The 20,052-nt window shown below is 58.4% G+C and carries 22 protein-coding genes and 1 pseudogene; 12 read left to right on the top strand and 11 right to left on the bottom strand.

The features are described 5' to 3' along the window. Positions 1–47: 47 nt before the first annotated feature. Complete coding sequence (locus ACA049_RS12270; RefSeq protein ID WP_497335739.1) at positions 48–317, top strand: hypothetical protein; 270 nt, start codon at positions 48–50, stop codon at positions 315–317. Positions 318–442: 125 nt separating this feature from the next. Here the strand turns inward: ACA049_RS12270 and ACA049_RS12265 are convergent, their stop codons facing one another. The 4 genes from ACA049_RS12265 to ACA049_RS12250 all read right to left on the bottom strand — a co-directional run bounded on the left by ACA049_RS12265 (position 443) and on the right by ACA049_RS12250 (position 3,240). After that, a complete protein-coding gene (locus tag ACA049_RS12265; protein ID WP_497335737.1) occupies positions 443–871 on the bottom strand; it encodes an ester cyclase in 429 nt (142 codons plus the stop codon). A 98-nt stretch (positions 872–969) separates the two neighbouring features. Further along, positions 970–1,386: a nuclear transport factor 2 family protein gene (locus ACA049_RS12260; RefSeq protein WP_497335735.1), complete on the bottom strand. Its 417-nt coding sequence runs from the start codon at positions 1,384–1,386 to the stop codon at positions 970–972. A gap of 90 nt (positions 1,387–1,476) precedes the next feature. Beyond that, positions 1,477–2,097, bottom strand: a complete 621-nt coding sequence (locus ACA049_RS12255; protein ID WP_497335733.1) for an NADPH-dependent F420 reductase — start codon at positions 2,095–2,097, stop codon at positions 1,477–1,479. Positions 2,098–2,298: 201 nt separating this feature from the next. Continuing rightward, the gene (locus ACA049_RS12250) at positions 2,299–3,240 is read right to left on the bottom strand and encodes an SDR family oxidoreductase (RefSeq protein WP_497335731.1); all 942 of its coding nucleotides are present in this window, start codon (positions 3,238–3,240) and stop codon (positions 2,299–2,301) included. Between the two features lie 146 nt (positions 3,241–3,386). Here ACA049_RS12250 and ACA049_RS12245 point away from each other — a divergent pair, with 146 nt between their 5' ends. After that, positions 3,387–3,839 (top strand): winged helix-turn-helix transcriptional regulator, encoded by a 453-nt coding sequence (locus ACA049_RS12245; protein ID WP_497335729.1) that lies wholly within the window; start codon positions 3,387–3,389, stop codon positions 3,837–3,839. Positions 3,840–3,946: 107 nt separating this feature from the next. Here ACA049_RS12245 and ACA049_RS12240 read toward each other — a convergent pair whose 3' ends face one another. The 3 genes from ACA049_RS12240 to ACA049_RS12230 all read right to left on the bottom strand — a co-directional run bounded on the left by ACA049_RS12240 (position 3,947) and on the right by ACA049_RS12230 (position 5,863). Next, positions 3,947–4,375 (bottom strand): nuclear transport factor 2 family protein, encoded by a 429-nt coding sequence (locus tag ACA049_RS12240; protein ID WP_497335727.1) that lies wholly within the window; start codon positions 4,373–4,375, stop codon positions 3,947–3,949. Between the two features lie 83 nt (positions 4,376–4,458). After that, positions 4,459–5,058, bottom strand: coding sequence for an NADPH-dependent F420 reductase (locus tag ACA049_RS12235; RefSeq protein ID WP_497335725.1), 600 nt, complete (start codon positions 5,056–5,058; stop codon positions 4,459–4,461). Positions 5,059–5,128: 70 nt separating this feature from the next. Beyond that, complete coding sequence (locus ACA049_RS12230; protein WP_497335723.1) at positions 5,129–5,863, bottom strand: SDR family NAD(P)-dependent oxidoreductase; 735 nt, start codon at positions 5,861–5,863, stop codon at positions 5,129–5,131. Positions 5,864–5,976: 113 nt separating this feature from the next. Between ACA049_RS12230 and ACA049_RS12225 the strand changes: the two genes are divergently transcribed. Then, positions 5,977–6,339, top strand: a complete 363-nt coding sequence (locus ACA049_RS12225; RefSeq protein WP_497335721.1) for a winged helix-turn-helix transcriptional regulator — start codon at positions 5,977–5,979, stop codon at positions 6,337–6,339. Positions 6,340–6,562: 223 nt separating this feature from the next. On the opposite strand, the gene ACA049_RS12220 is transcribed toward ACA049_RS12225, so the two are convergent. Next, the gene (locus ACA049_RS12220; protein ID WP_497335719.1) at positions 6,563–6,934 is read right to left on the bottom strand and encodes a hypothetical protein; all 372 of its coding nucleotides are present in this window, start codon (positions 6,932–6,934) and stop codon (positions 6,563–6,565) included. A gap of 213 nt (positions 6,935–7,147) precedes the next feature. On the opposite strand from ACA049_RS12220, the gene ACA049_RS12215 reads away from it, so the two are divergent. Then, positions 7,148–7,297 (top strand): hypothetical protein, encoded by a 150-nt coding sequence (locus ACA049_RS12215; RefSeq protein ID WP_497335717.1) that lies wholly within the window; start codon positions 7,148–7,150, stop codon positions 7,295–7,297. Positions 7,298–7,371: 74 nt separating this feature from the next. On the opposite strand, the gene ACA049_RS12210 is transcribed toward ACA049_RS12215, so the two are convergent. After that, entirely contained in the window at positions 7,372–8,247 is an 876-nt protein-coding gene (locus ACA049_RS12210) for a LysR substrate-binding domain-containing protein (protein ID WP_497335715.1), read from the bottom strand. A 145-nt stretch (positions 8,248–8,392) separates the two neighbouring features. Here ACA049_RS12210 and ACA049_RS12205 point away from each other — a divergent pair, with 145 nt between their 5' ends. The 8 genes and pseudogenes from ACA049_RS12205 to ACA049_RS12170 all read left to right on the top strand — a co-directional run bounded on the left by ACA049_RS12205 (position 8,393) and on the right by ACA049_RS12170 (position 17,769). After that, positions 8,393–8,743, top strand: coding sequence for a RidA family protein (locus tag ACA049_RS12205; protein WP_497335713.1), 351 nt, complete (start codon positions 8,393–8,395; stop codon positions 8,741–8,743). Positions 8,744–8,790: 47 nt separating this feature from the next. Next, positions 8,791–10,182: an FAD-dependent oxidoreductase gene (locus ACA049_RS12200; RefSeq protein ID WP_497335711.1), complete on the top strand. Its 1,392-nt coding sequence runs from the start codon at positions 8,791–8,793 to the stop codon at positions 10,180–10,182. Between the two features lie 307 nt (positions 10,183–10,489). Further along, a complete protein-coding gene (locus ACA049_RS12195) occupies positions 10,490–11,656 on the top strand; it encodes a 2-aminoethylphosphonate--pyruvate transaminase (protein WP_497335709.1) in 1,167 nt (388 codons plus the stop codon). Positions 11,657–11,927: 271 nt separating this feature from the next. Further along, positions 11,928–13,271 (top strand): MFS transporter, encoded by a 1,344-nt coding sequence (locus tag ACA049_RS12190; protein ID WP_497335707.1) that lies wholly within the window; start codon positions 11,928–11,930, stop codon positions 13,269–13,271. 39 nt (positions 13,272–13,310) lie between these two features. Then, a complete protein-coding gene (phnX, locus tag ACA049_RS12185; RefSeq protein WP_497335705.1) occupies positions 13,311–14,138 on the top strand; it encodes a phosphonoacetaldehyde hydrolase in 828 nt (275 codons plus the stop codon). A gap of 75 nt (positions 14,139–14,213) precedes the next feature. After that, positions 14,214–15,734, top strand: a complete 1,521-nt coding sequence (gene exaC, locus ACA049_RS12180; RefSeq protein ID WP_497335703.1) for an acetaldehyde dehydrogenase ExaC — start codon at positions 14,214–14,216, stop codon at positions 15,732–15,734. A gap of 55 nt (positions 15,735–15,789) precedes the next feature. Further along, a pseudogene (locus ACA049_RS12175) lies at positions 15,790–16,911 on the top strand (HAMP domain-containing protein); the annotation flags it as partial. 144 nt (positions 16,912–17,055) lie between these two features. Next, positions 17,056–17,769, top strand: coding sequence for a methyl-accepting chemotaxis protein (locus ACA049_RS12170; RefSeq protein WP_497336837.1), 714 nt, complete (start codon positions 17,056–17,058; stop codon positions 17,767–17,769). A 43-nt stretch (positions 17,770–17,812) separates the two neighbouring features. On the opposite strand, the gene ACA049_RS12165 is transcribed toward ACA049_RS12170, so the two are convergent. Both ACA049_RS12165 and ACA049_RS12160 read right to left on the bottom strand, forming a co-directional pair. After that, the gene (locus ACA049_RS12165; protein ID WP_497335701.1) at positions 17,813–18,931 is read right to left on the bottom strand and encodes an agmatine deiminase family protein; all 1,119 of its coding nucleotides are present in this window, start codon (positions 18,929–18,931) and stop codon (positions 17,813–17,815) included. A 23-nt stretch (positions 18,932–18,954) separates the two neighbouring features. Further along, positions 18,955–20,052: an extracellular solute-binding protein gene (locus ACA049_RS12160; protein WP_497335699.1), complete on the bottom strand. Its 1,098-nt coding sequence runs from the start codon at positions 20,050–20,052 to the stop codon at positions 18,955–18,957.

Genomic DNA, 20,052 nt, shown 5'->3' with positions numbered 1-20,052 from the left:
CTGAAAGCTGTGCCGCCAACCTTTCACTTTCTCTCAGAGGCAGGTTCATGACTTCCAACCTGACAGTCTCGACACTAATAGGTCCGTGGTATGGCGATGCCTCCACCGGACTGACGCAGCGTTGCCGGGAGGCATGGGATACACCTCTCGCAAAATTGAATGATCTGATTGTCGCCACTTTTTTGAATCAGGGCATCGCTGTGACACACATGCTTGCCGAGGCAAAGCGTCGCCTGGAAGCACAGGAACGAGATGACACCGAGTATTTCGACGGCCAGCTTCTCGAAGCTATACAACGCGTGGAATCTCGCCTGTGATTCATACCTGCGGGCGGTTGATCTACAGGGTTGCTTCGCGTCGAAAGCGGCACTTCATGACAGGCAGCTCTCCGCCTGGAGCTACCATTCGCTCAAAGCAAGGTTGCAGTCCCCAGCGCCGTTCATCAGCTGCTGGCAAGGCCAAGTTGCTGCTGCATTACGGAAGCCGCGTTGTAGCAATTAAAGGATATGACCTTGCCACCCTCCAGGTGAAAAACGTCACAGCACGGAACATCTATTGTCTTGCCCGTTGGAGCGACAGTCCCTGCGGCAAGTGTCAGCTCACCTTTATGCGTCCCCCGAATTGCAAGCTCGACGACTACGACATTCTCCGCGACATAGAGGTTGAATAGCTCGCGGTGAACATCAGGAAATGCACTGGCGAATGCATCGATAGCGTCGCCAATAGCCTTCCCCTGCAGTTTCAATCCGGTAGGAATGTCGCGCATATATCCTTCTTCCGAGAAGAAGGAGACAAACTTCGCGATGTCCTTCCCGCTTCCCTCCCCGGCGGCGTACAGTTCTCTGATAATTTCTTTGTTGTTAAGCATCATCAATCCTCCGCGTAGTGGGTTACCGACTCACTTGGGGCCGTTGTCGCTGTTCAACGTATTCGCTGACTGTGCGAATTGTTTCGGGTGGGCTCAATGGGTCAGGGCAAGGGGCTCGCGTCCATCTCGGAGGCCCGGGCCAGTGCTTGCGTATCGATATACTCCCGGATGTGCGTCAGTTTTCCATTTCGCACAGTAATGGCGAAGACCCAATCGTCCTCCCAAATCCTGTTCGTCGCTTTAATTCTCCCCCTGGCAAAGCCGACGACCAGAACCCGGTCTCCCTGCGCTACGAATTCGTGGAACTCCATCACTGATGTTTCCATCTTTTCGGAAGCCTTCTGAAGCAGATCTGCCAATCCCGCGTGCCCGCGATACGTGCCAGCCAGCGGCCAGTCTTCGCCCGGAATGATCCATTCAATATCTTCGGAAGTCAGCGCCAGTAGATCTCGCCTATCGCTGCGGCCCATTGCTGTAAAGAAGTCCTTAACAACCTGGACATTCTTTTGTGTGTTCATCGAAATCTCTCCGTTTCTCTCGCATCTGATCGCGTCCTTTCTAATCAGATACCTTGTAGACCTGCCGGTGAGGGACGTGGTGTCGGCGATTCAGCCGATATCGACGTTCAAGGCGATGTCCCAGGTGCCGGCGCCGTTTTTCGCCAGGCCGATCATCATCAGGCCGAGGGCCTCGAGCGTCTGGGCCATGTGCAGGCCGCCGACATCCAACGGACGCAGCCCGAGACTCTCGATAAACGTCGAGACGAGTACCTTGGCCTCCGGATCGTCGGCGGCGATGAACGCGTCGAGGTGTCCACCCTTGGCAAGGACGTGGCCGAACAGGGTGTTGAACGCCTTCACGACATGCGCACCGGCAGGCAAGATCTTGGCGATCTCCTGTGCACCAGAACTGCCGGCGGGAGAGACGAGGCCTGTGAGGTCCGGAGAGGCCGTGTTGGTGATGTCGATGATCACCTTGCCGTCGAGCGCGTCCCCGTAATCGGCCACCACCGACGCCGCACCGGTGTACGGCACGGCGAGGATGACGATGTCGCCGGCCGGCGCGGCCCCGTACGTCCCTGTGGTCGCTCCGTCTGCAAGCTTATCAGCCAGCGCCTGCGCTTTGGCGGGGTCGCGGCTAATCACCTCAACGCTGTGTCCAGCTTTGGCGGTACGACCGGCGATCGCCGCGGCCATGCCTCCTGATCCGATGATGCTGATAGTGGTCATGTGTAGTTTCCTCGTGAATTTGGGGGGACTCGTTGTCTTGACGGGCACCTCACGGTTGATATCGAGTGAGTGCCGAGCCGCGTGCGTTATCCCTCATGCCATCCCGGGTCGACAGAGTCTTTACCCGAACGGATCACGCATCGCGACATTGCTGTCTGCCGGGCCAGTTGCGACCCGGTTGCCTGCTCAACTCAATTCAACTCAGTCGCCACGGAAGTAATGACCGTTGTCCAGGTCTTCGAGCAGGCCGGGTTGAGCAGGCTTCCATCCGAGGATTTGACGGGTGATGAGGTTGGACGCCGGAAGGTCCAGCGTCACCAGATTCGCGAGGAACCCAAAGTAACCCGGCAGCATCAGTACGTCCGCGGGAATGCTCACGGCCGGCAGACCCAGACGGCTGCCAATGGCCTCGGCGATGGCGCGGAACGAAATAGCCTCGTCGGCAACCGCGTGCCAATTTTTGCCGGCAGGGCCCTTCTCCAGTGCCAGACGGAACACGGCAGCGAGGTCGCGGGCGTGCACGGCCGACCAGTTGTTCTTGCCGTCACCGGGATAGCCTACGACGCCCTTCTCTTTCGCAAGCCCGATCAGTATCGGGAGGAAGCCGGCGTTGTCGGTCGTGCTGTGCATGATGGTAGGAATCCGCACGACCGAGGACCGCACGCCTTGCTTGGCGAGACCGAGTACGGTCGTTTCGACGATGTTACGAACTCGCAAGGTGCCCTTGAACTTCTCGCCGCCAGAAAGGGTGGGATCCTCCTCGGTTGCTGGACGGCCGAGATGTTCCCAACCCGGCGAGCCGATGCTCCCAGACGTGACCAGCGGCTTTCCGGTCCCCTTCAGTGCCTCGCCGTACGCGAGCATGATCGCCTGCTCCGCGGCAGCCACCGCGTCGAGGCCTCCGGTGGGAAGCAGGTCTTGCCTGTGCGCGACGTGAATGACACCGTCGGAATCCGCTGCCGCTGCTTTTAACCCGTCGAGATCATCGAGGTCGCCGCGACGCACCTTGGCGCCAAGCGCAGACACCGCCTCTGCGGACTTGTCCGACCGGGCAAGCGCAGTGACCTCGTGACCGGCTGCAATGAGGTCGGAAATGATATACGGACCGGAATGGCCGGTCCCTCCAGTGACGAAAACGTGCATGTTGATGCTCCTTGTGAGTGATGTGACGCGAGAAATGGCGCCACGGGTGCACTCAACGTACGATCCATGCTGGTCGCTTTACTTGCTAAAAGCAAGTGATCTACAGGATTTTACTTGCGGCATGCAAGCGATGCTAAGATCCAGCCATGAAGACAACTCTTAAAGAAGATTTTCGATCCCATTGCGCGGTGAACTACGGCGTGGAGATTTTCGGCGACCGCTGGTCGCTCTTGATCATTCGCGACATCGTTTTTGTTGGAAAGAAGACGTATGGCCAGTTTCTGAAATCGGAAGAGGGTATCGCGACCAATGTCCTTGCTTCCCGACTTGCCTTTCTTGAGGAGCAAGGCGTTCTTTCGAAGGCGCCCAGCCCCGACGACAGACGCAAGGACTTTTACACGTTGACCGAGAAGGGCCTGGACCTCATTCCCATTGTGATCAACATTGTGCTCTGGAGCGCGAAGCATGATTCGAAGTCGTACGTGCGGCGCCATGAGGATTTAGTGGCTCGATTCAGTCAAAACCCCATGCAGGTGAGCGAGGAAGTGAAGGCGCTGGTCCGCAATGGCGGGTGCATCTTTCCTGAGAGCGGGGGATGAACAAGGCGGCGAGCGCGCCCTGTCACGGCGCGCAAATGAGTGGGTTTCGGTTCCGATGACTCAGGTCCGAGAGCTCGCGACCATTTCCGAGGCCCGCGCCATTGCATTCAGCCGGGTACGAGGCCGAGTTGTTGCTGCATCGCAGAAGCCTCGTTGTAGCAATGGAAAGATTTGACCTTCCCACCTTCGAGGTGGAAAACATCGCATGACGGGACATCTATCGTCTTGCCCGTGGGAGCTAGCGTCCCTGAAGCAAGAGGCAGATCCCCCTTGTGCGTTCCCCGAATCGCGAGTTCGACAACGACGACGTCTCCCGCGACATGGATCTTGAATATCTCACGGTGGACATCGGGGAACGCACTGACCATACCGGCGATAGACTCACCAATGGCCTTCCCGCGAAACTTCATGCCGGATGCCATATCCCACATGTATCCGTCCTCAGAGAACATGGAAACAAACTTCTCGATATCCGTTCCTTGCCCTTCCGCAGCGGCGCAGAGTTCTCTGATTATTCTTTCATTATCAAGCATCATCATTCCTCTCCTTCAGTATTGAGCACTTACCTGGTCGTATAAGTGATGGCCAGGACCGCATCAACATTTGCGATCACGATCCGTCAGTCGAACTTGACCAAGTCCTTGAAGATCAGTTGACCCCAGCTATTTCCGCGCGCCTGCACAAGCAGTCCACCTTCCGAAAGCCCGCCCAGTTTGATCGGCGAGAAACCGAGGTTTTCCGCCAGCGCACCAATCTCCGCAGCGGCGCCGTCATCGTCGCTCGCCAGAAACACGACTCTCCTGCCACCCTGTACGGCCGGATCCTGGCCAAGGATGGCGGCGCCCAAATGGTTGAAGCCCTTGACCAGTCGCCCAACGGTAAAGGCCTGCGCGACGACCCTGGAAGAAGGCTCGCCTCCCAGTTCCTCAGGAGACACGCCGTAGGCATTGGTCACATCGATGATGGTTTTCCCCTTCCAGCTCGGCAACGCCTTAGCGACGTCCCGGTGCGACTCGAAACGGACAGCCAAAAAGACGATATCCGCCTTGACGGCTTCCGCCAGTGTTTTGGGAATGATCTCGGGGCCGATAGCGGCCGCAGTGGATGCAAAGCTTTGCGGGTCGCGCGTGGTTGCAACGGCTACTTCGATGCCGTTGCGGGCAAACGCCTTGGCCAGGGCCTGGCCGATATTGCCGAAGCCGATAATTGCGTAGCTCATAAATTCTCCTTGGGTTTACCACGCCCTGCGGGTTCCAAATATCGATGGAGTGACCGGCGGGCGTGGCGAGTCAGATTTGCGCCAGGCCGCCGTCGACGGCGACCTCACTTGCGGTCATGAAGCTGCTGTCCTGCGATGCGAGAAACGCGGCCGCCGCTCCGATCTCCGACGGATCGGCCATGCGCTGGAGCGGATTCATCGAGGCGAATACCTTCATGCCTTCCTCGCCTAGCGCTTCCTTCGCAAGCTCGGTCGCAGTCGGTCCGGGCGACAGTACGTTTACCCGGATGCCGGTACCCTTCAGGTCCTCGGCCCAGGTCCGCGCGAGGTTGCGCACTGCCGCCTTGCTTGCGCTGTAGACGCTGAATGCCGGGGCACCCGTGGTGCCGGCGCTCGATCCGGTCAGGATGATCGAACCGCCCTGCCCCATCAGAGGTAGCGCCTTCTGAACCGTGAAGATCAAACCCTTCACGTTGGTTTCGAAGATTTCGTCAATGTGCTCGGCGGTGATTTTTCCGAGCGCAAGCTGGCTTCCCGCCCCGGCATTGGCGAAGACGATGTCGAGGGTTCCGCGCTCGGCTTTCACCGCCGCGTAAAGTCGGTCGAGGTCGGTCAGATCGGAGACAGAGCCCTTCACCGCGCGGGCATTGGGCCCGAGTTCGGCGACAGCGGCGTCGAGCGCTTCCTGCCGGCGGCCAAAGATGAAGACGAAGGCGCCCTCCTCGATAAAGCGTTTTGCGGCGGCGAGGCCGATGCCGGTAGCGCCACCAGTGATCACAGCGGTCTTTCCATTCAGTCTGGTCATGTCGTGCACCCTTCGTTGGATTCGTACCCAAGCAGGAAATTGCTTGCTTGAGGACGAGGATGCAGCTCTGATAACCTAAGGACAAGTATGCACCTTTTGGTAAGTATCAAAAAATGACGAAGACATCTGAAATCTGCGGTACCGGTTGCGGGCTCAACGCCACGCTGCGCATCATCTCGGGCAAGTGGAAACCGCTGGTCTTGTTTTTCCTGCGCGACGGTCCGAAGCGCTACGGCGAGCTCAAGCGTTTGATCCCGGGCGTCAGCGATAAGGTGCTAATCCAGCAATTGAAGGATCTGGAAGCCGACCACGTGCTGGCGCGGACCGACTACAAAGAAGTGCCACCGCGCGTGGACTACACGCTGACCCTGCTCGGTAGCAGCTTGTCTGACGCGATTGTCCCGCTGTGCACCTGGGGGACCGAGAACGCGGCGGAAATGGCAAGGATCTTCGCCAAGCGCGACACGTTGCCCTAGCAGGATGCTGAAGAACCGCTGAGTCGGACGACCCTGCGCATTCGTGGGAGGGCGGCAGGTCGAACTCCTCCGCTCAGACCGTCAGGATGCGCGGTTTTGGCGCTCTGGCCCATGTTTGTGTTGAAGCAATAGCCGAAGGTCCGTATGGCTGGTTTCTGCCGGTGCTGACCGGCAGCAATGGGTCGCAAGCACTCATTCACCTTGGTGACAGCAGCCTTAAGCATCAATCATGGTGGAATTTCACCATGAGCGCTTCGCACGTCACCGATACAGCGCCCCAATCACCGGAAAGCATGTAGTTGCGTCCGTCCGCCACGAACGTGTCTATATTTCCCAAATCAACCTCGCCGTTCGCATCTACGGAAACGCGATCGCTTCTCTTCTGCCAGCTCACGCTCTCCGTTTCACGGAACAGAATGTCGGCCCTTCGATAGCAGTAGCGTTCACCTGCGCTTGGTTTTTTATAAAACGGGTGCGACTCAAGAAGTACCAAATCCATGGCAAATACCAAGGTTGATTCTCCCTCTTCGATTGCGAGCACGTAGCTATCTTCGAGGTAAATTTCGGCCAGACAGGCTTGTTCGTCGTAACGCATAAGTCTCACGCATTCATATGAAATTACGATTGTTGATGCCGCTGAACACAACGGTCAACTTTCGGCCCATCGCCTCGTCGCAACCAGCAGGCTGCCACTTCCAACCTGACAGTTTCGACACTAATAGGTCCTTGGTATGGCGATGCCTCCACCGGACTGACGCAGCGTTGCCGGGAGGCATGGGATACACCTCTCGCAAAATTGAATAATCTGATGGTCGCCACTTTTTTGAATCAGGGCATCGCTGTGACACACATGCTTGCCGAGGCAAAGCGTCGCCTGGAAGCGCAGGAACGAGATGACACCGAGTATTTCGACGGCCAGCTTCTCGAAGCTATACAACGCGTGGAATCTGGCCAGTGATTCATACCTGCGGGCTATAGCGGTTGGCATACAGGGTCGCAGCTGGCGGATAGCATCCATCCGAATCCCGAACCTCATTCCGCCAGCCTCTCTCGAACCATGTCAAAAAAGGTCGTCAGGATTCGCCGGGAACTCTGTGCGCGCAGGCACACCAAGGTCTCGGTGAAGCGCCGCTGACAATCGACGATTGGCAACCCGCGAAGCCGCGAGTCGAAGCCAAGCTCGGTCGCCGAGACAACACCGACGCCCATGCCTATCGCCACGGCTTCGCGCGCGGCTTCACGGCCATCCACTTCAATCGCCTTGCGGATGCGCAAGCCTGCGGTTGCCATCTCTTCCTCCAGGCACTGGCGCGTCACTGAGCCTTTTTCGCGCAGGACCAGTGGCGTGTCGTGCAGATCGCCAAGGCTGATGGATTCACGTTGCGCCCAGGGATGGTCAAGCGCGACGAACGCGAGCATCGGGTCGCTACGCAGGGGCAGCGACAGCAGTCGGTCGTCTTCGATATTGCGTCCTAACAGAGCAATGTCGGCCTGATGACCGAACAAACGCTGCAACACTTCATCGGTATTGGCGGTTTCAATCTTCACATCGATCCCGGGGTAGCGACTGCAAAAGCGTGCGACATAGGGCAGCACATGCACCGGCGCATCCACGGCGAGGTTCAAGGTTCCCGTGGACAGAGTGCGGTAGTCCATCAGCATGTCGTGGGCATCGACACTGATATCAAACAGGCGCCGGGTCAGGCCGAACAACCGCTCGCCCACTTCAGTCAGGCGCACCAGACGCTTGTCGCGGTAGAACACCATCACCCCGTAGTAATCCTCGAGCTTGCGAACCTGATCGGACACCGCCGGTTGAGACAGGCAGAGCTGCTCGGCCGCGCGCGTGAAACTGCCATTCATGGCAACGGCGTGGAATGCCTTGAGTTGGGTATGGGAAATCGTCATTGGGGATGCCTTGGCATAGGTTCAACTTATTCATGCATATGCTAAATCGATTTTATTTATAGACGATGAACTGCAAGCATGGTTTTCGCAAGCCTCAGACCAGTGTTCGAACACTGCCGCCCCCGTATCAACCCAGGAATGCTTAATGGAAATCGAACGTTTCGCCGCGATAAAACGCCGTTCGGACATGGTCCGGCACGACAACCACCTCTACATCGGTGGCCAGGTTGCCACGGACCTCAGTGGCGATATCGAGGCACAGACCCACGAGGTGCTCGCCAATATCGAGCAGCTATTGCTCAGTGCCGGCAGCAGCCGCAAGCAGGTGCTTTCGGTGCGTATCCTGCTCGCCCATCGCGAGGACTATGCGGGACTCAACAAGGTCTGGGACGAATTCTTTCCCGAAGGCCATGCCCCCACGCGAGCTTGTACCCTGGCGGATCTGATCGACCCCGGTTGGCGCGTGGAAATGATCGTGGTCGCTGCGTGCGGCTGATTGCTTCCTGAACCCTGCCCCCAAACCGCTCCAACGGAGATGACCCCATGCGCCCCTACTGGCTCGATCAGGCCCTGAAAACTCAACCCGATTCGCCCTGCCCGCCGCTGCGACAGAACACCCGCGCCGATGTCTGCATCGTCGGTGGTGGCTACACCGGTTTGTGGACCGCCATCATGCTCAAGGAACAGAATCCGGAGCTGGACGTGGTCATCGTCGAAGCCGACATCTGCGGTGCCGGTGCCAGTGGGCGCAACGGCGGCTGCGCGCTGTCCTGGTCGGCCAAGTACTTCACCCTGGAGCGTTTGTTCGGCGTCGAAGAGGCAATACGCCTGGTGAAGGAATCGGAGCAAAGCATCTACGCCATCGGCAGCTTTTGCGAGAAGTACGCGGTTGATGCCGATTACCGTCTCGATGGCACGCTTTACACGGCGACTAACCGCGCTCAGGTCGGTTCGACCGACGGCGTGATCGCCGCGCTGGAACGCAACGGCATCAACTCTTTCTCCAAATGCGCGTTAGCTGACGTGCAGCGGATGGCGGGTTCTACCCGACACATTGAAGGCTGGTTCTCGCCTGCGGCCGCCAGTGTGCAACCGGGCAAGCTGGTGCGCGGTCTGCGTCGAGTCGCACTGGAATTGGGTGTACGCATCTACGAAGGCTCGCCGATGACCGGTTTGGAAGAGGGGCTGCCAGCCATCGTCAACACGCCGAACGGGAACGTGACCTGCGACCGGGTCGTGTTGGCGATAAACGCCTGGATGGCGCGTGCCTTTCCACAGTTCGAACGTTCGGTAGCCATCGTCTCCAGTGACATGATCATTACCGAGCCAAGACCTGACCTGCTCGAGCGGATCGGTCTGACCAGCGGGGTCACCGTCCTCGACTCACGCATCTTCGTGCACTACTACCACAACACCCCGGACGGCCGGATCATGCTCGGCAAAGGCGGCAATACCTTCGCCTACGGCGGGCGCATCCTTCCCGTATTCGACCAGCCTTCGCCCTACAAAGGATTGTTGCGCAACACCCTGGCAGAGTTCTTCCCGGACTTTGCCGATGTGGGCATCGCCGCCACCTGGAATGGCCCGTCCGATCGCTCCGTCACCGGGCTACCTTTCTTCGGGCGCATGGGCGCGAACGGCAACATCTTTTATGGTTTCGGCTATTCCGGCAGCGGCGTCGGTCCGTGTCATATGGGAGGGCAAATCCTCTCATCGCTGGTTTTGGGGGCAGACAACCCCTGGACACGCTCGCCGCTGGTGCAAGGCCCACTCGGCCATTTCCCACCGGAGCCGATCCGTTACCTGGGTTCGCTGATGGTGCGCAACGCCATTCGCCGCAAGGAGCATGCCGAGGACCACAACCTGCGCCCCCGTCGACTGGATGTGCGCCTGGCGAAATTCGCGGCGGCGGCTGGCAAGTCAGACAAGGGCTAACGCCTCGATCACGCAGCGAAACGTTTACGCTTGCCAACAAAAAACCGCCTGGCCATTGGCCGGGCGGTTTTTTTGTTTACAGCGCGGGTGCGTTGCGCCACCCCAGCGGCCTTGATCACCAAGGGCGCGTCGATCTGAACCCGAGTGCCAATGGACTCGCACTGACCAGGGCGCAAAGTCCAGCAATTCCACTTATAAGCTCAGCTTGTTATTGACATGTGATAAATCGATTTCAGTTATTTGTAAGCGAGTGTTTTTATTGACCCATGCATCACTCCTTACAAAAACAACATCGCCGGAGAAGATCATGACCAAAGCTGAATTTCCGACCACACAGGCGCTGGCTACACCCGCCTTGGGTGAACCCTACCTGCTGACCCCAGGCCCGTTGACCACTTCCAAAGCCACCAAGGAAGCGATGCTGCGCGACTGGGGTTCATGGGATGTTTCCTTCAATCAAGTCACTGCTGAAGTTCGCCAGAACTTGCTCAGCATGGCAGGCATACAAGATGACAGCTTCGTCTGCGTGCCATTGCAAGGCAGCGGCAGCTATTCGGTGGAGGCTGCTTTGGCCACCGCCATCCCTCGCGACGGCAAAGCGCTAGTGCTGATGAATGGCGCCTACGGCCAACGTGCCACCAAGACCCTGGAGTATCTGGGTCGCGCGTTCATCACCCTGGACAAAGGGGATTATTTGCCGCCCCAACCCGAGGAAGTGGACGCCCTGCTCAGGGACAATCCCGACGTCACCAACGTCTTCCTCGTCCACTGCGAAACCAGCTCCGGCATTCTCAATCCGCTGCGCGAAATAGCCGATGTGGTGAAGGCACATGGCAAGAGCCTGATCATCGATGCCATGAGTTCCTTCGGAGCCGTGCCTTTGACGGTCAATGAAATCGCCTTTGACGTGGTGGTGTCCTCTGCCAACAAATGCATCGAGGGAATTCCGGGGTTCGGTTTCGTTATCATCCGTCGCTCCGTGATCGAGGCCGCCAAAGGCCGAGCCAATTCACTCAGCCTCGACCTTTACGAGCAGTGGGTTTACATGGAGCGCACTGGCCAATGGCGTTTCACGCCGCCGACCCACAGCGTTGTAGCCTTCCATAAAGCCCTGGAGCAACACACTGCCGAAGGCGGCGTGCACGGCCGTCTGGCACGTTACACCCGCAATCGCGATGTACTGGTCTCAGGCATGCGCGAACTTGGCTTCAGAACATTGCTTGAAGACCGTTGGCTGTCGCCGATCATCACCACGTTCTTCAGCCCGGAACATCCGAACTTCGAGTTCAAGCGCTTCTACGATGAACTCAAAGCCCGTCAGTTCATCATCTACCCCGGCAAACTGACGGTAGCCGACAGTTTCCGTATCGGTTGCATCGGCCAGATCGACGAATACATCGTCCATCAGTTGCTGCGCGCCATCGCCGACAGCCTTGTGGCGATGAACGTCGACATGCAACAGCCGACAGGCTGACCGCCCCTTTAAAGGTTCTTGTCAATTCGAGCACAGGTGCAATGGGTAGCACCTTTGGACAGGGATCTTTTTTTAAACATGGATTCGGTGACTTATCGCCAGGCAATGCCGAGCAGAAGTCAGCGACCGCGGCAATTTAATACTTAAAGCCTGATGCCATCTCACCGCCATCTAGTCGATGTCGTGTGCGTGGACAGATTTTCTGTACCGAAAACAAAAACAAAACCCATTAATTTGCGCTGTCTGGCACCACATACGGGATCAGAACACCATGAACAAGAATGCTACAAGTCCTCTCGCAACCGGCTGGAAATCGCTCCAGCGTTGGCGCGTGCAGATTTTCCTCATCACCTGGGTGGCGTATGCCGCCTTCTACTTTACCCGCAAGGCGTTTTCTGTCGCCAAACTGGGTATTGGCGAAGACCCGAACTTTGTGCTCGAAAAGACCATGATGGCCAACCTCGATGCCATCTATCTAACCGCATATGCAGTAGGACAGTTTCTTTGGGGCAACTTCTCTGACCGTTTCGGCCCGAGGGTCGTGGTACTTAGCGGGCTCGTCATTTCCGCGTTAGCTGCCCTGCTTATGGGTACTTACGCCACCTTGCCGATTTTCGCCTCTTGCATGTTGATCCAGGGCCTTGCTCAGTCCACCGGATGGTCTGGCCTGTGCAAGAACGTCGGTAGTTTCTTCAGCACTGGCGAACGTGGCCGCGTCCTGGGTTACTGGAGCACCTGCTACGCCTTCGGGGGGCTGGTAGCAACACCGTTTGCCGGTTGGTGGGCTTACAACCAATACCATGACTGGCGCATAGCGTTCATCAGCAGCGCCGTGGTGGTACTGGTTGTAGCGGTATTGTTTTTTATCCTGCAGCGCAACCAGCCAGAAGATGTCGGGCTGCCTCCTGTCGAGATCGAAATCGAACCTGTCAGCAAGGTCGCAGTTCCGCGCGAAAGTATGTGGGCCGGCTTGCGCACGGCGACGAAAAATCGAACCGTGCTGGTACTCGGCCTCGCCTATTTCATGCTCAAGCCAGCGCGCTACGCGATCCTCCTGTGGGGGCCAGTCATTATCTACGAGCGGATGCCGGAGATTGGCAAAGTGGCATCCGCAATCGTTCCGACGGCTTTTGAACTAGCGGGTCTGGCGGGGCCGATCCTCATTGGTATCGCATCAGATAAATACTTCGGCGCTCGTCGCATGCCGGCCTGTGTCCTTAGCCTGGTTCTCCTGACCGTTTGCCTTGCTCTGTTCGTCCCCGCCATGCAGAGCGGAAGCCTTTACATGGTGGTTGGCCTGCTCTTCATGATGGGCCTGACACTCTACGGGCCAGACTCGATGATGAGCGGCTCGGCTGCCATTGATTTCGGCAGTAAGGACGGTGCGGCCTCCGCTGCAGGCTTCGTCAACGGCTGCGGTTCGATAGGTGCGGTCCTCGGCGGCCTGTTACCAGGATATTTCGACACCACCACCATCTTCCTGGTGTTCACCGTCGCCGCGTTGCTGGCCAGTTTGATGTTGATTCCATTTTGGAACAGTCGCCCCAAAACGCTGGAAACCAAGGAACTGGCCTCGGCTCCGGTGCAACCCGTCATTGTCGGCACCAACTCCTGAACCCGAATTAATCACTCACCCATCACTGGAGCAATCATCATGGACTACAAACAACCTTCTCAACTGCAAGCCGTGGTTCTGGACTGGGCGGGCACCGTCGTTGATTTCGGTTCGTTCGCACCGACTCAGATTTTCGTCGAAGCCTTTGCCGAGTTCGGCGTCGCGGTCTCTTTGCAAGAAGCTCGCGGGCCGATGGGCATGGGCAAGTGGGATCACATCCGCACACTGTGCAACGAGCCGCAGATTGCCGATCGCTACCATGCCGCCTTCGGCCGGTTGCCAACCGATGATGATGTCACCGCCCTCTACGAGCGCTTCATGCCGCTGCAGATCGAAAAGATCGCCCTGCACTCGGCGCTGATTCCTGGTGCGCTCGACACCATCAACGGCTTGCGCGACAAGGGCCTGAAAATCGGTTCCTGCTCAGGCTACCCGGCCGTGGTCATGGAGAAAGTCGTAGAGCTGGCGCGCAAGAACGGTTATGTCACCGACTACGTCGTGGCAACCGACGAAGTGCCCAATGGACGCCCGCACCCGGCTCAAGCCTTGGCCAACGTGATTGCGCTGGGGATCAGCGACGTCGCCGCGTGCGTGAAGGTCGATGACACCTGGCCCGGCATTCTCGAAGGTCGCAGCGCGGGTATGTGGACCGTCGCGCTGACCTGCTCCGGCAATGCTCTGGGCCTGACCTATGAGGAATTCAAGGATCTGTCCCTGGAGGAATTGGCCGAGGAGCGCGCGCGCATCATCAAGATGTTCGAAGGCTCTCGTCCCCACTACTTGATCGACACCATCGTTGATTTGCCGGCAGTCATTGAAGACATCAATGCCCGTCTGGCGCGTGGGGAAACCCCTCAGGGCTCCTGACCCTGTCGGGCTTGTGCAATTGACCGTGGCCGTCCAAAGGACGGCCACAACAAAAAACAACAAGAGAACGCCACCATGAACTACGCCCACCCTGGCACTCCGGGTGCCATCGTTTCCTTCAAATCTCGTTACGGTAACTACATCGGCGGTGAGTTCGTCGCGCCAGTCAAAGGTCAGTACTTCACCACAACCTCGCCCGTGAACGGCCAACCAATTGCCGAATTCCCGCGCTCCACGGCCGAAGACATCGACAAGGCCCTGGACGCTGCCCACGCTGCAGCCGATGCCTGGGGCAAGACATCGGTGCAGGATCGCTCTTTAGCGCTGTTGAAAATTGCCGACCGCATCGAACAGAACCTGGAACTGTTGGCCGTCACCGAAACCTGGGACAACGGCAAAGCCGTGCGTGAAACCCTCAACGCCGACATCCCGTTGGCCGTTGACCACTTCCGCTACTACGCCGGTTGCATCCGAGCCCAGGAAGGCAGCTCGGCGGAAATAAACGAAAACACGGCGGCCTATCACTTCCATGAGCCGCTGGGCGTGGTCGGGCAGATCATCCCGTGGAACTTCCCGATCCTGATGGCGGCGTGGAAACTCGCCCCGGCCCTGGCCGCCGGTAACTGCGTGGTGCTCAAGCCTGCCGAACAAACGCCGCTGGGCATTACCGTGCTCATGGAGCTGATCGGCGACCTGCTGCCGCCAGGCGTGCTCAACGTCGTGCAAGGCTTCGGCAAAGAAGCCGGCGAGGCCCTGGCCACCAGCAAACGCATCGCCAAGATCGCCTTCACCGGCTCGACCCCGGTCGGCTCGCACATCATGAAATGCGCGGCCGAAAACATCATTCCGTCCACCGTGGAGCTGGGTGGCAAGTCGCCGAACATCTTCTTCGCCGACATCATGCAAGCTGAAGAAACCTTCATCGAAAAAGCCGCCGAAGGCCTGGTACTAGCGTTCTTCAACCAGGGCGAAGTCTGCACCTGCCCTTCCCGCGCACTGGTGCAAGAGTCGATCTACGACGACTTCATGAAAGTCGTGATGAAGAAAGTGCTGTCGATCAAACGTGGCGACCCGCTGGACACCGACACCATGGTCGGCGCCCAGGCGTCCGAGCAGCAATTCGACAAAATCCTTTCGTACCTGGAAATCGCCAAGGGCGAAGGCGCCGAGCTGCTGACCGGCGGCAAGGTGGAAAAACTCGAGGGCAATCTGGCGACCGGGTATTACATCCAGCCGACCCTGCTCAAGGGCACCAACAAAATGCGCGTGTTCCAGGAAGAAATCTTTGGCCCGGTGGTGAGCATCACCACCTTCAAGGACGAAGCCGAAGCCCTGGCCATCGCCAACGACACCGAGTTCGGCCTCGGCGCCGGCCTCTGGACCCGCGACATCAACCGCGCCTATCGCATGGGCCGCGCGATCAAGGCCGGTCGTGTCTGGACCAACTGCTACCACCTGTACCCGGCGCACGCCGCGTTCGGCGGGTACAAGAAGTCCGGCGTCGGGCGTGAAACCCACAAGATGATGCTCGATCACTATCAGCAGACCAAAAACCTGCTGGTGAGCTACGACATCAATCCGTTGGGATTCTTCTAGCCCGGCGCGATACCGCGTAACGGCTTTCGCGGGCAAGCCTCGCTCCTACAGGACCATGTTTACCTGTAGGAGCCGGCTTGCTGGCGATGGCGTCCTCCAGGGCTGGATGCCCTGGTACTTGCTCTGTTTCGAGCATCCTTTGGAGTCTTCGATGAAAATCCGTTACAAGGTGAGCCTTGTGGCTGCTTGTGTGCTGTTCGTGACGACCAGTCTCCTGTCGCTGGTCCAGGTAGGACAGATACGCTCGATTTTGCGTAACCAGGTTGAGGCGAGCATCTCCGAATCCAGCAACGCCGTGGCGCGTCAGATCGAAAACTGGCTAAACGGCAAACTTCACCTGATGGATTTGGCCGCCCAGGCGATCGACAGTCAGTACAGTGCGCAAACGACCCAAAGAATCATTGATTCACCCATTTTGAAAGAAGAATTCAAGCTGGTATTCGGCGCCCTTGAGTCCGATGGAAAACCCATCAAGAACACTGCAGCCTGGAATCCGAAACCCGATTATGACGGTCGCACCCGCCCTTGGTACGCGACCGGCAAAGCAGGTAGCCAAGCGGTGTTAACCGAACCCTACAAAGACTCCACCACAGGTGAAATCCTGATCTCGGCTGTCGCCAGGATCAGCGATGCGGGTCGTCCGATCGGGGTGTTCGGTGGTGACATCCGCCTGACTGCGGTAGCAGAAACCATTAATACACTGGATTTCGGCGGCGCCGGTTACGCGTTCCTGCTCAGTAAAAGCGGCAACATCATTTCTCATCCGGACGCGGAACTGAATGGCAAACCCTACAGCGAGCTTTTTGCAGGAAATGCCCTGCCGCTGACAAGTCAACTTCAAGAAGTCAGCAGCAGTGGAAAGTCCCTGCTGGTGTCTTTCATTCCGCTTACTGATCTCAAGGGCATGGATTGGTACATCGGTGTGGTGCTGGATCAGGACCTCGTCATGGCCGCAGCCCGTACCCTGAGTTGGCGAGCCGTCATCGGTACTGGCCTGGGCGTACTGCTTAGCCTGTTGATATTGGGTCTTCTGGTCAGGCGGCTACTCTGGCCGCTGGATCAACTCAAGGAGTCGCTGGCTGACATCAATCGCGGAGAGGGCGACCTGACCCGCCAACTACCCGTGTCCGGCAATGATGAAATTGCGCTGGTCTCCAGGGAGTTCAACCAGTTCCTGCAGAACCTGAAAGCGCTCATTGGCGATGTGAAAAACAGCTCGCAACAAGTCCGCGAGAGCACCACCGCAACGTCGTGTGAAGCGGATCAGGCAGCCAGTCGCGTGCAGATTCAGTTGCAGGAACTGGATCAACTCGCTACCGCCATGACCGAGATGGCCTCGACAGCCGAGGACGTGGCGCGCAATGCCCAAGCCGCTGCCGAGGCGGCGATCGTTGCCACCGAGGAAACAGCAGACGGGGTGGCCCTGGTCTCCAGGTCAACGGGTGCGATCAAGCGATTGGCTGACGAGATGGACGACACCGGTCATGCGATTAATGAATTGTCCACGCTCAGTCAACGCATCGAATCGATCGTGGCGGTCATCACCAGCATCGCCGACCAGACCAATCTGCTCGCACTCAACGCGGCCATCGAGGCAGCACGTGCCGGTGAATCGGGACGCGGTTTCGCCGTGGTGGCTGACGAGGTGCGCTCACTGGCCTCGCGTACTCAGCAATCCACTCAGGAAATACGCCTGATGATTGATCAATTGCAGACCGGTGTGAAACACGCCCAAGTGCGAATGCAGCAAAGCCGTGACACGGCCAGCAAGACTGCCGGGGACGCCAATGCAGCCAATGACACGCTCGAGCGGATTCGTGAGGCCATTTATCGCATCAATGACATGAACCTGCAGATTGCCGCTGCTGCTGAAGAACAGAGCACCACGACCGAGGAAATCAATCGCAACACGACGAACATCCGCGATATCAGTCTTGAAGTATCCGCCAGCGCGGACAAGCAGGTTCACCAATGCTCGGCGATGGTGGACCACGTCGGCCAGCAAGACAAACTTCTCAGTCGCTTCCGGATTTGAGTTTTGCAATCGCCTGAATGCCTGGGTTCCGCGTCCATCCCGTTCAAGCCGCTGGCTGATGGCTGGTCACACAGTGAATCCCGCCGCCACCCGCCGCGACGGCGTCGATGTTCAGCTGCACCACCTCCCGGTCCGGGTACAGCTGCGACAACAGCTCAAAGGCTTTCGTGTCCGCCGACTTGTCACCAAACTCGGGGGCAATGACCGCGCCGTTCACCAGGAAGTAGTTGATGTAACCGGCAGCAAAGTCCGGGTTGTGGCGGTTGAACTGACTTTTGCGCGGATTGAGCGGTGGCGACAGGGTATGCACTTGCAATTTGCGGCCATCGGCATCGGTGGCGTTTTCGAGAATCTCCAGATGCGCCAACGTGACTTTGCGGTCGTATGAATCGGGGTCGTTGTCGAGGTTGGCCACCACCACGCCCGGCTTGACGAAACGCGCATAGAAATCGACATGGGCGTCGGTGATGTCTTTGCCTTTGATGCCCGGCAGCCAGATGATTTTGCGCAACCCCAAACGTTCTTTCAGTTCCTCTTCAACCTCGGCTTTGCTCCAGTCAGGGTTGCGGTTGCGGTTGATCCAGCTGCTTTCGGTCATGATGCCCGTGCCGTGGCCATCCACTTCGATGCCACCGCCCTCGCCCACCAGCTCGCTGCGCTGATAACGGGCATCTGTAGTGTCGGCCACCAACGCGGCCAGTTGTGTATCCCTGTCATGCTGCTGTTTGTTGCCCCAGCCGTTGAAGTTGAAATCCACGGCGCCGAGCCCGCCTTCGCCGTCGATGACGAAATTGGCGCCGATATCGCGCATCCAGATGTCGTCGAGTTCGGTGGTGACGTAGGTGATGTTGCTCGAGCCGCACTGTTGTTCGGCCAGGCTCCGCTCGCGCTCGCGGCAGAACACGGTGACCGGCTCATAGCGGGCGATGGTGCGGGCGATCAGGCCTAGGGCCGCTTGCACATGGGGCGTGAAATCTTCCCAGATGGCGTTCTGTGCGCCGAACGCGATAAAGGCGCGCTCGTGTCGATCGCCCTCATCCGGCATGCGCCAGCGGCCTTGGCTCGCCGCGTGGACTGGCGCAAAGCTGAAGCCGATGGAGGCCGCGGCGCCGAGACCGGCAATGACCGACACCTGTTTGATGAAACCCCGACGCGTCGGCATGTGTGAATCCTTGTCTATAACACTCATTTTGCGGTGGCCGTCTTGAACTTGGTCCAGGTGCGCATCCGCGCGCGCATGTCGGATTGTGGAATGTCCTTGCCCGGAATCAGCCGCGCATAGGTGGCCTCATCGAGGTAGATGTCCGGGTTGTTGCGCATCGTCGCATCGACGTCCGGGCGTGCCTTGGCGTTGGAAGTCGGGTAGCCGGTGGAGTTGGTGATGGCGGCCATGTTTTGCGGGCGCATGACGAAGTTGATGAACGCGTAGGCGTACTCCGGGTGTCTGGCGTCGACCGGAATCGCCATGGTGTCCATCCACAACGTCGTACCTTCCCGGGGTACGCGGTACTCGAACCGAGTGTGCTTGCCGGCGCTGTCGGAGGTCCGTTGCGCCTGGGTCATGTCGCCGCTGTAGCCGAGGGACAGGCACAGGTTGCCGTTCACCAGATCGGTCACCGGTTGCGACTGGAACTTGCGAATGTATGGCCGCAGCTTCATCAACAACTCATTTGCCGCCGCCAGGTCTTCAGGCTTGGCACTGCGCGGGTCGCGGCCGAGGTAATTGAGCACCACCGCCAGCACTTCGTCCGGCGAGTCGATCATCGCGATGCCGCAGTCGGCAAATTTCGCAGCCAGTTCCGGTTTGAACAGCATGTCCAGACTGGTGACGGGGGCGTCCGGCAAGCGCTGTTTGATCTGTTCGTCATTGTAGGTCAGGCCGATGGTGCCCCAGGTATAGGGGACGGTGGCCTGGCTCGACGTTTCGTACTGCCTGCGCAGTTTCTGCAAACCGGGTTCGATATCGTCCACGGCGGTGAGTTTTGAGCGATCCAGCGGCAACAGACTGCCGGCGCGCATCAAGCGTTCGGCAACGGTGTCGCCGGGGAAAATCAGGTCATATCCACTGCCGCCAGCGAGCATCTTGGCTTCCAGGGTTTCGCTGCCGTCCATGACGTCGTAGATCACCTTGATCCCGGTTTCGGCAGTGAATCTGGCGAGCGTGTCTTCCGCGAAATAATCGGCCCAGTTGTACAGCCGCAGGGTTTTCTCTTCGGCATGCAGCGACGACGAGGCGATTGCCAATCCCAAGGCGCCGAGCAACAGCTTGTGGGGAATGCGCAT

The sequence above is a fragment of the Pseudomonas sp. LBUM1662 genome, assembly GCF_059695915.1.
This window is presented reverse-complemented; position numbering and strand designations above follow the sequence as displayed.

Coding starts and splice junctions, on each gene's coding strand:
- ACA049_RS12270 (WP_497335739.1), top strand. CDS start 48: ATGACTTCCAACCTGACAGTCTCGACACTAATAGGTCCGTGGTATGGC.
- ACA049_RS12265 (WP_497335737.1), bottom strand. CDS start 871: ATGATGCTTAACAACAAAGAAATTATCAGAGAACTGTACGCCGCCGGG.
- ACA049_RS12260 (WP_497335735.1), bottom strand. CDS start 1,386: ATGAACACACAAAAGAATGTCCAGGTTGTTAAGGACTTCTTTACAGCA.
- ACA049_RS12255 (WP_497335733.1), bottom strand. CDS start 2,097: ATGACCACTATCAGCATCATCGGATCAGGAGGCATGGCCGCGGCGATC.
- ACA049_RS12250 (WP_497335731.1), bottom strand. CDS start 3,240: ATGCACGTTTTCGTCACTGGAGGGACCGGCCATTCCGGTCCGTATATC.
- ACA049_RS12245 (WP_497335729.1), top strand. CDS start 3,387: ATGAAGACAACTCTTAAAGAAGATTTTCGATCCCATTGCGCGGTGAAC.
- ACA049_RS12240 (WP_497335727.1), bottom strand. CDS start 4,375: ATGATGCTTGATAATGAAAGAATAATCAGAGAACTCTGCGCCGCTGCG.
- ACA049_RS12235 (WP_497335725.1), bottom strand. CDS start 5,058: ATGAGCTACGCAATTATCGGCTTCGGCAATATCGGCCAGGCCCTGGCC.
- ACA049_RS12230 (WP_497335723.1), bottom strand. CDS start 5,863: ATGACCAGACTGAATGGAAAGACCGCTGTGATCACTGGTGGCGCTACC.
- ACA049_RS12225 (WP_497335721.1), top strand. CDS start 5,977: ATGACGAAGACATCTGAAATCTGCGGTACCGGTTGCGGGCTCAACGCC.
- ACA049_RS12220 (WP_497335719.1), bottom strand. CDS start 6,934: ATGCGTTACGACGAACAAGCCTGTCTGGCCGAAATTTACCTCGAAGAT.
- ACA049_RS12215 (WP_497335717.1), top strand. CDS start 7,148: ATGGTCGCCACTTTTTTGAATCAGGGCATCGCTGTGACACACATGCTT.
- ACA049_RS12210 (WP_497335715.1), bottom strand. CDS start 8,247: ATGACGATTTCCCATACCCAACTCAAGGCATTCCACGCCGTTGCCATG.
- ACA049_RS12205 (WP_497335713.1), top strand. CDS start 8,393: ATGGAAATCGAACGTTTCGCCGCGATAAAACGCCGTTCGGACATGGTC.
- ACA049_RS12200 (WP_497335711.1), top strand. CDS start 8,791: ATGCGCCCCTACTGGCTCGATCAGGCCCTGAAAACTCAACCCGATTCG.
- ACA049_RS12195 (WP_497335709.1), top strand. CDS start 10,490: ATGACCAAAGCTGAATTTCCGACCACACAGGCGCTGGCTACACCCGCC.
- ACA049_RS12190 (WP_497335707.1), top strand. CDS start 11,928: ATGAACAAGAATGCTACAAGTCCTCTCGCAACCGGCTGGAAATCGCTC.
- phnX (WP_497335705.1), top strand. CDS start 13,311: ATGGACTACAAACAACCTTCTCAACTGCAAGCCGTGGTTCTGGACTGG.
- exaC (WP_497335703.1), top strand. CDS start 14,214: ATGAACTACGCCCACCCTGGCACTCCGGGTGCCATCGTTTCCTTCAAA.
- ACA049_RS12170 (WP_497336837.1), top strand. CDS start 17,056: ATGACCGAGATGGCCTCGACAGCCGAGGACGTGGCGCGCAATGCCCAA.
- ACA049_RS12165 (WP_497335701.1), bottom strand. CDS start 18,931: ATGCCGACGCGTCGGGGTTTCATCAAACAGGTGTCGGTCATTGCCGGT.
- ACA049_RS12160 (WP_497335699.1), bottom strand. CDS start 20,052: ATGCGCATTCCCCACAAGCTGTTGCTCGGCGCCTTGGGATTGGCAATC.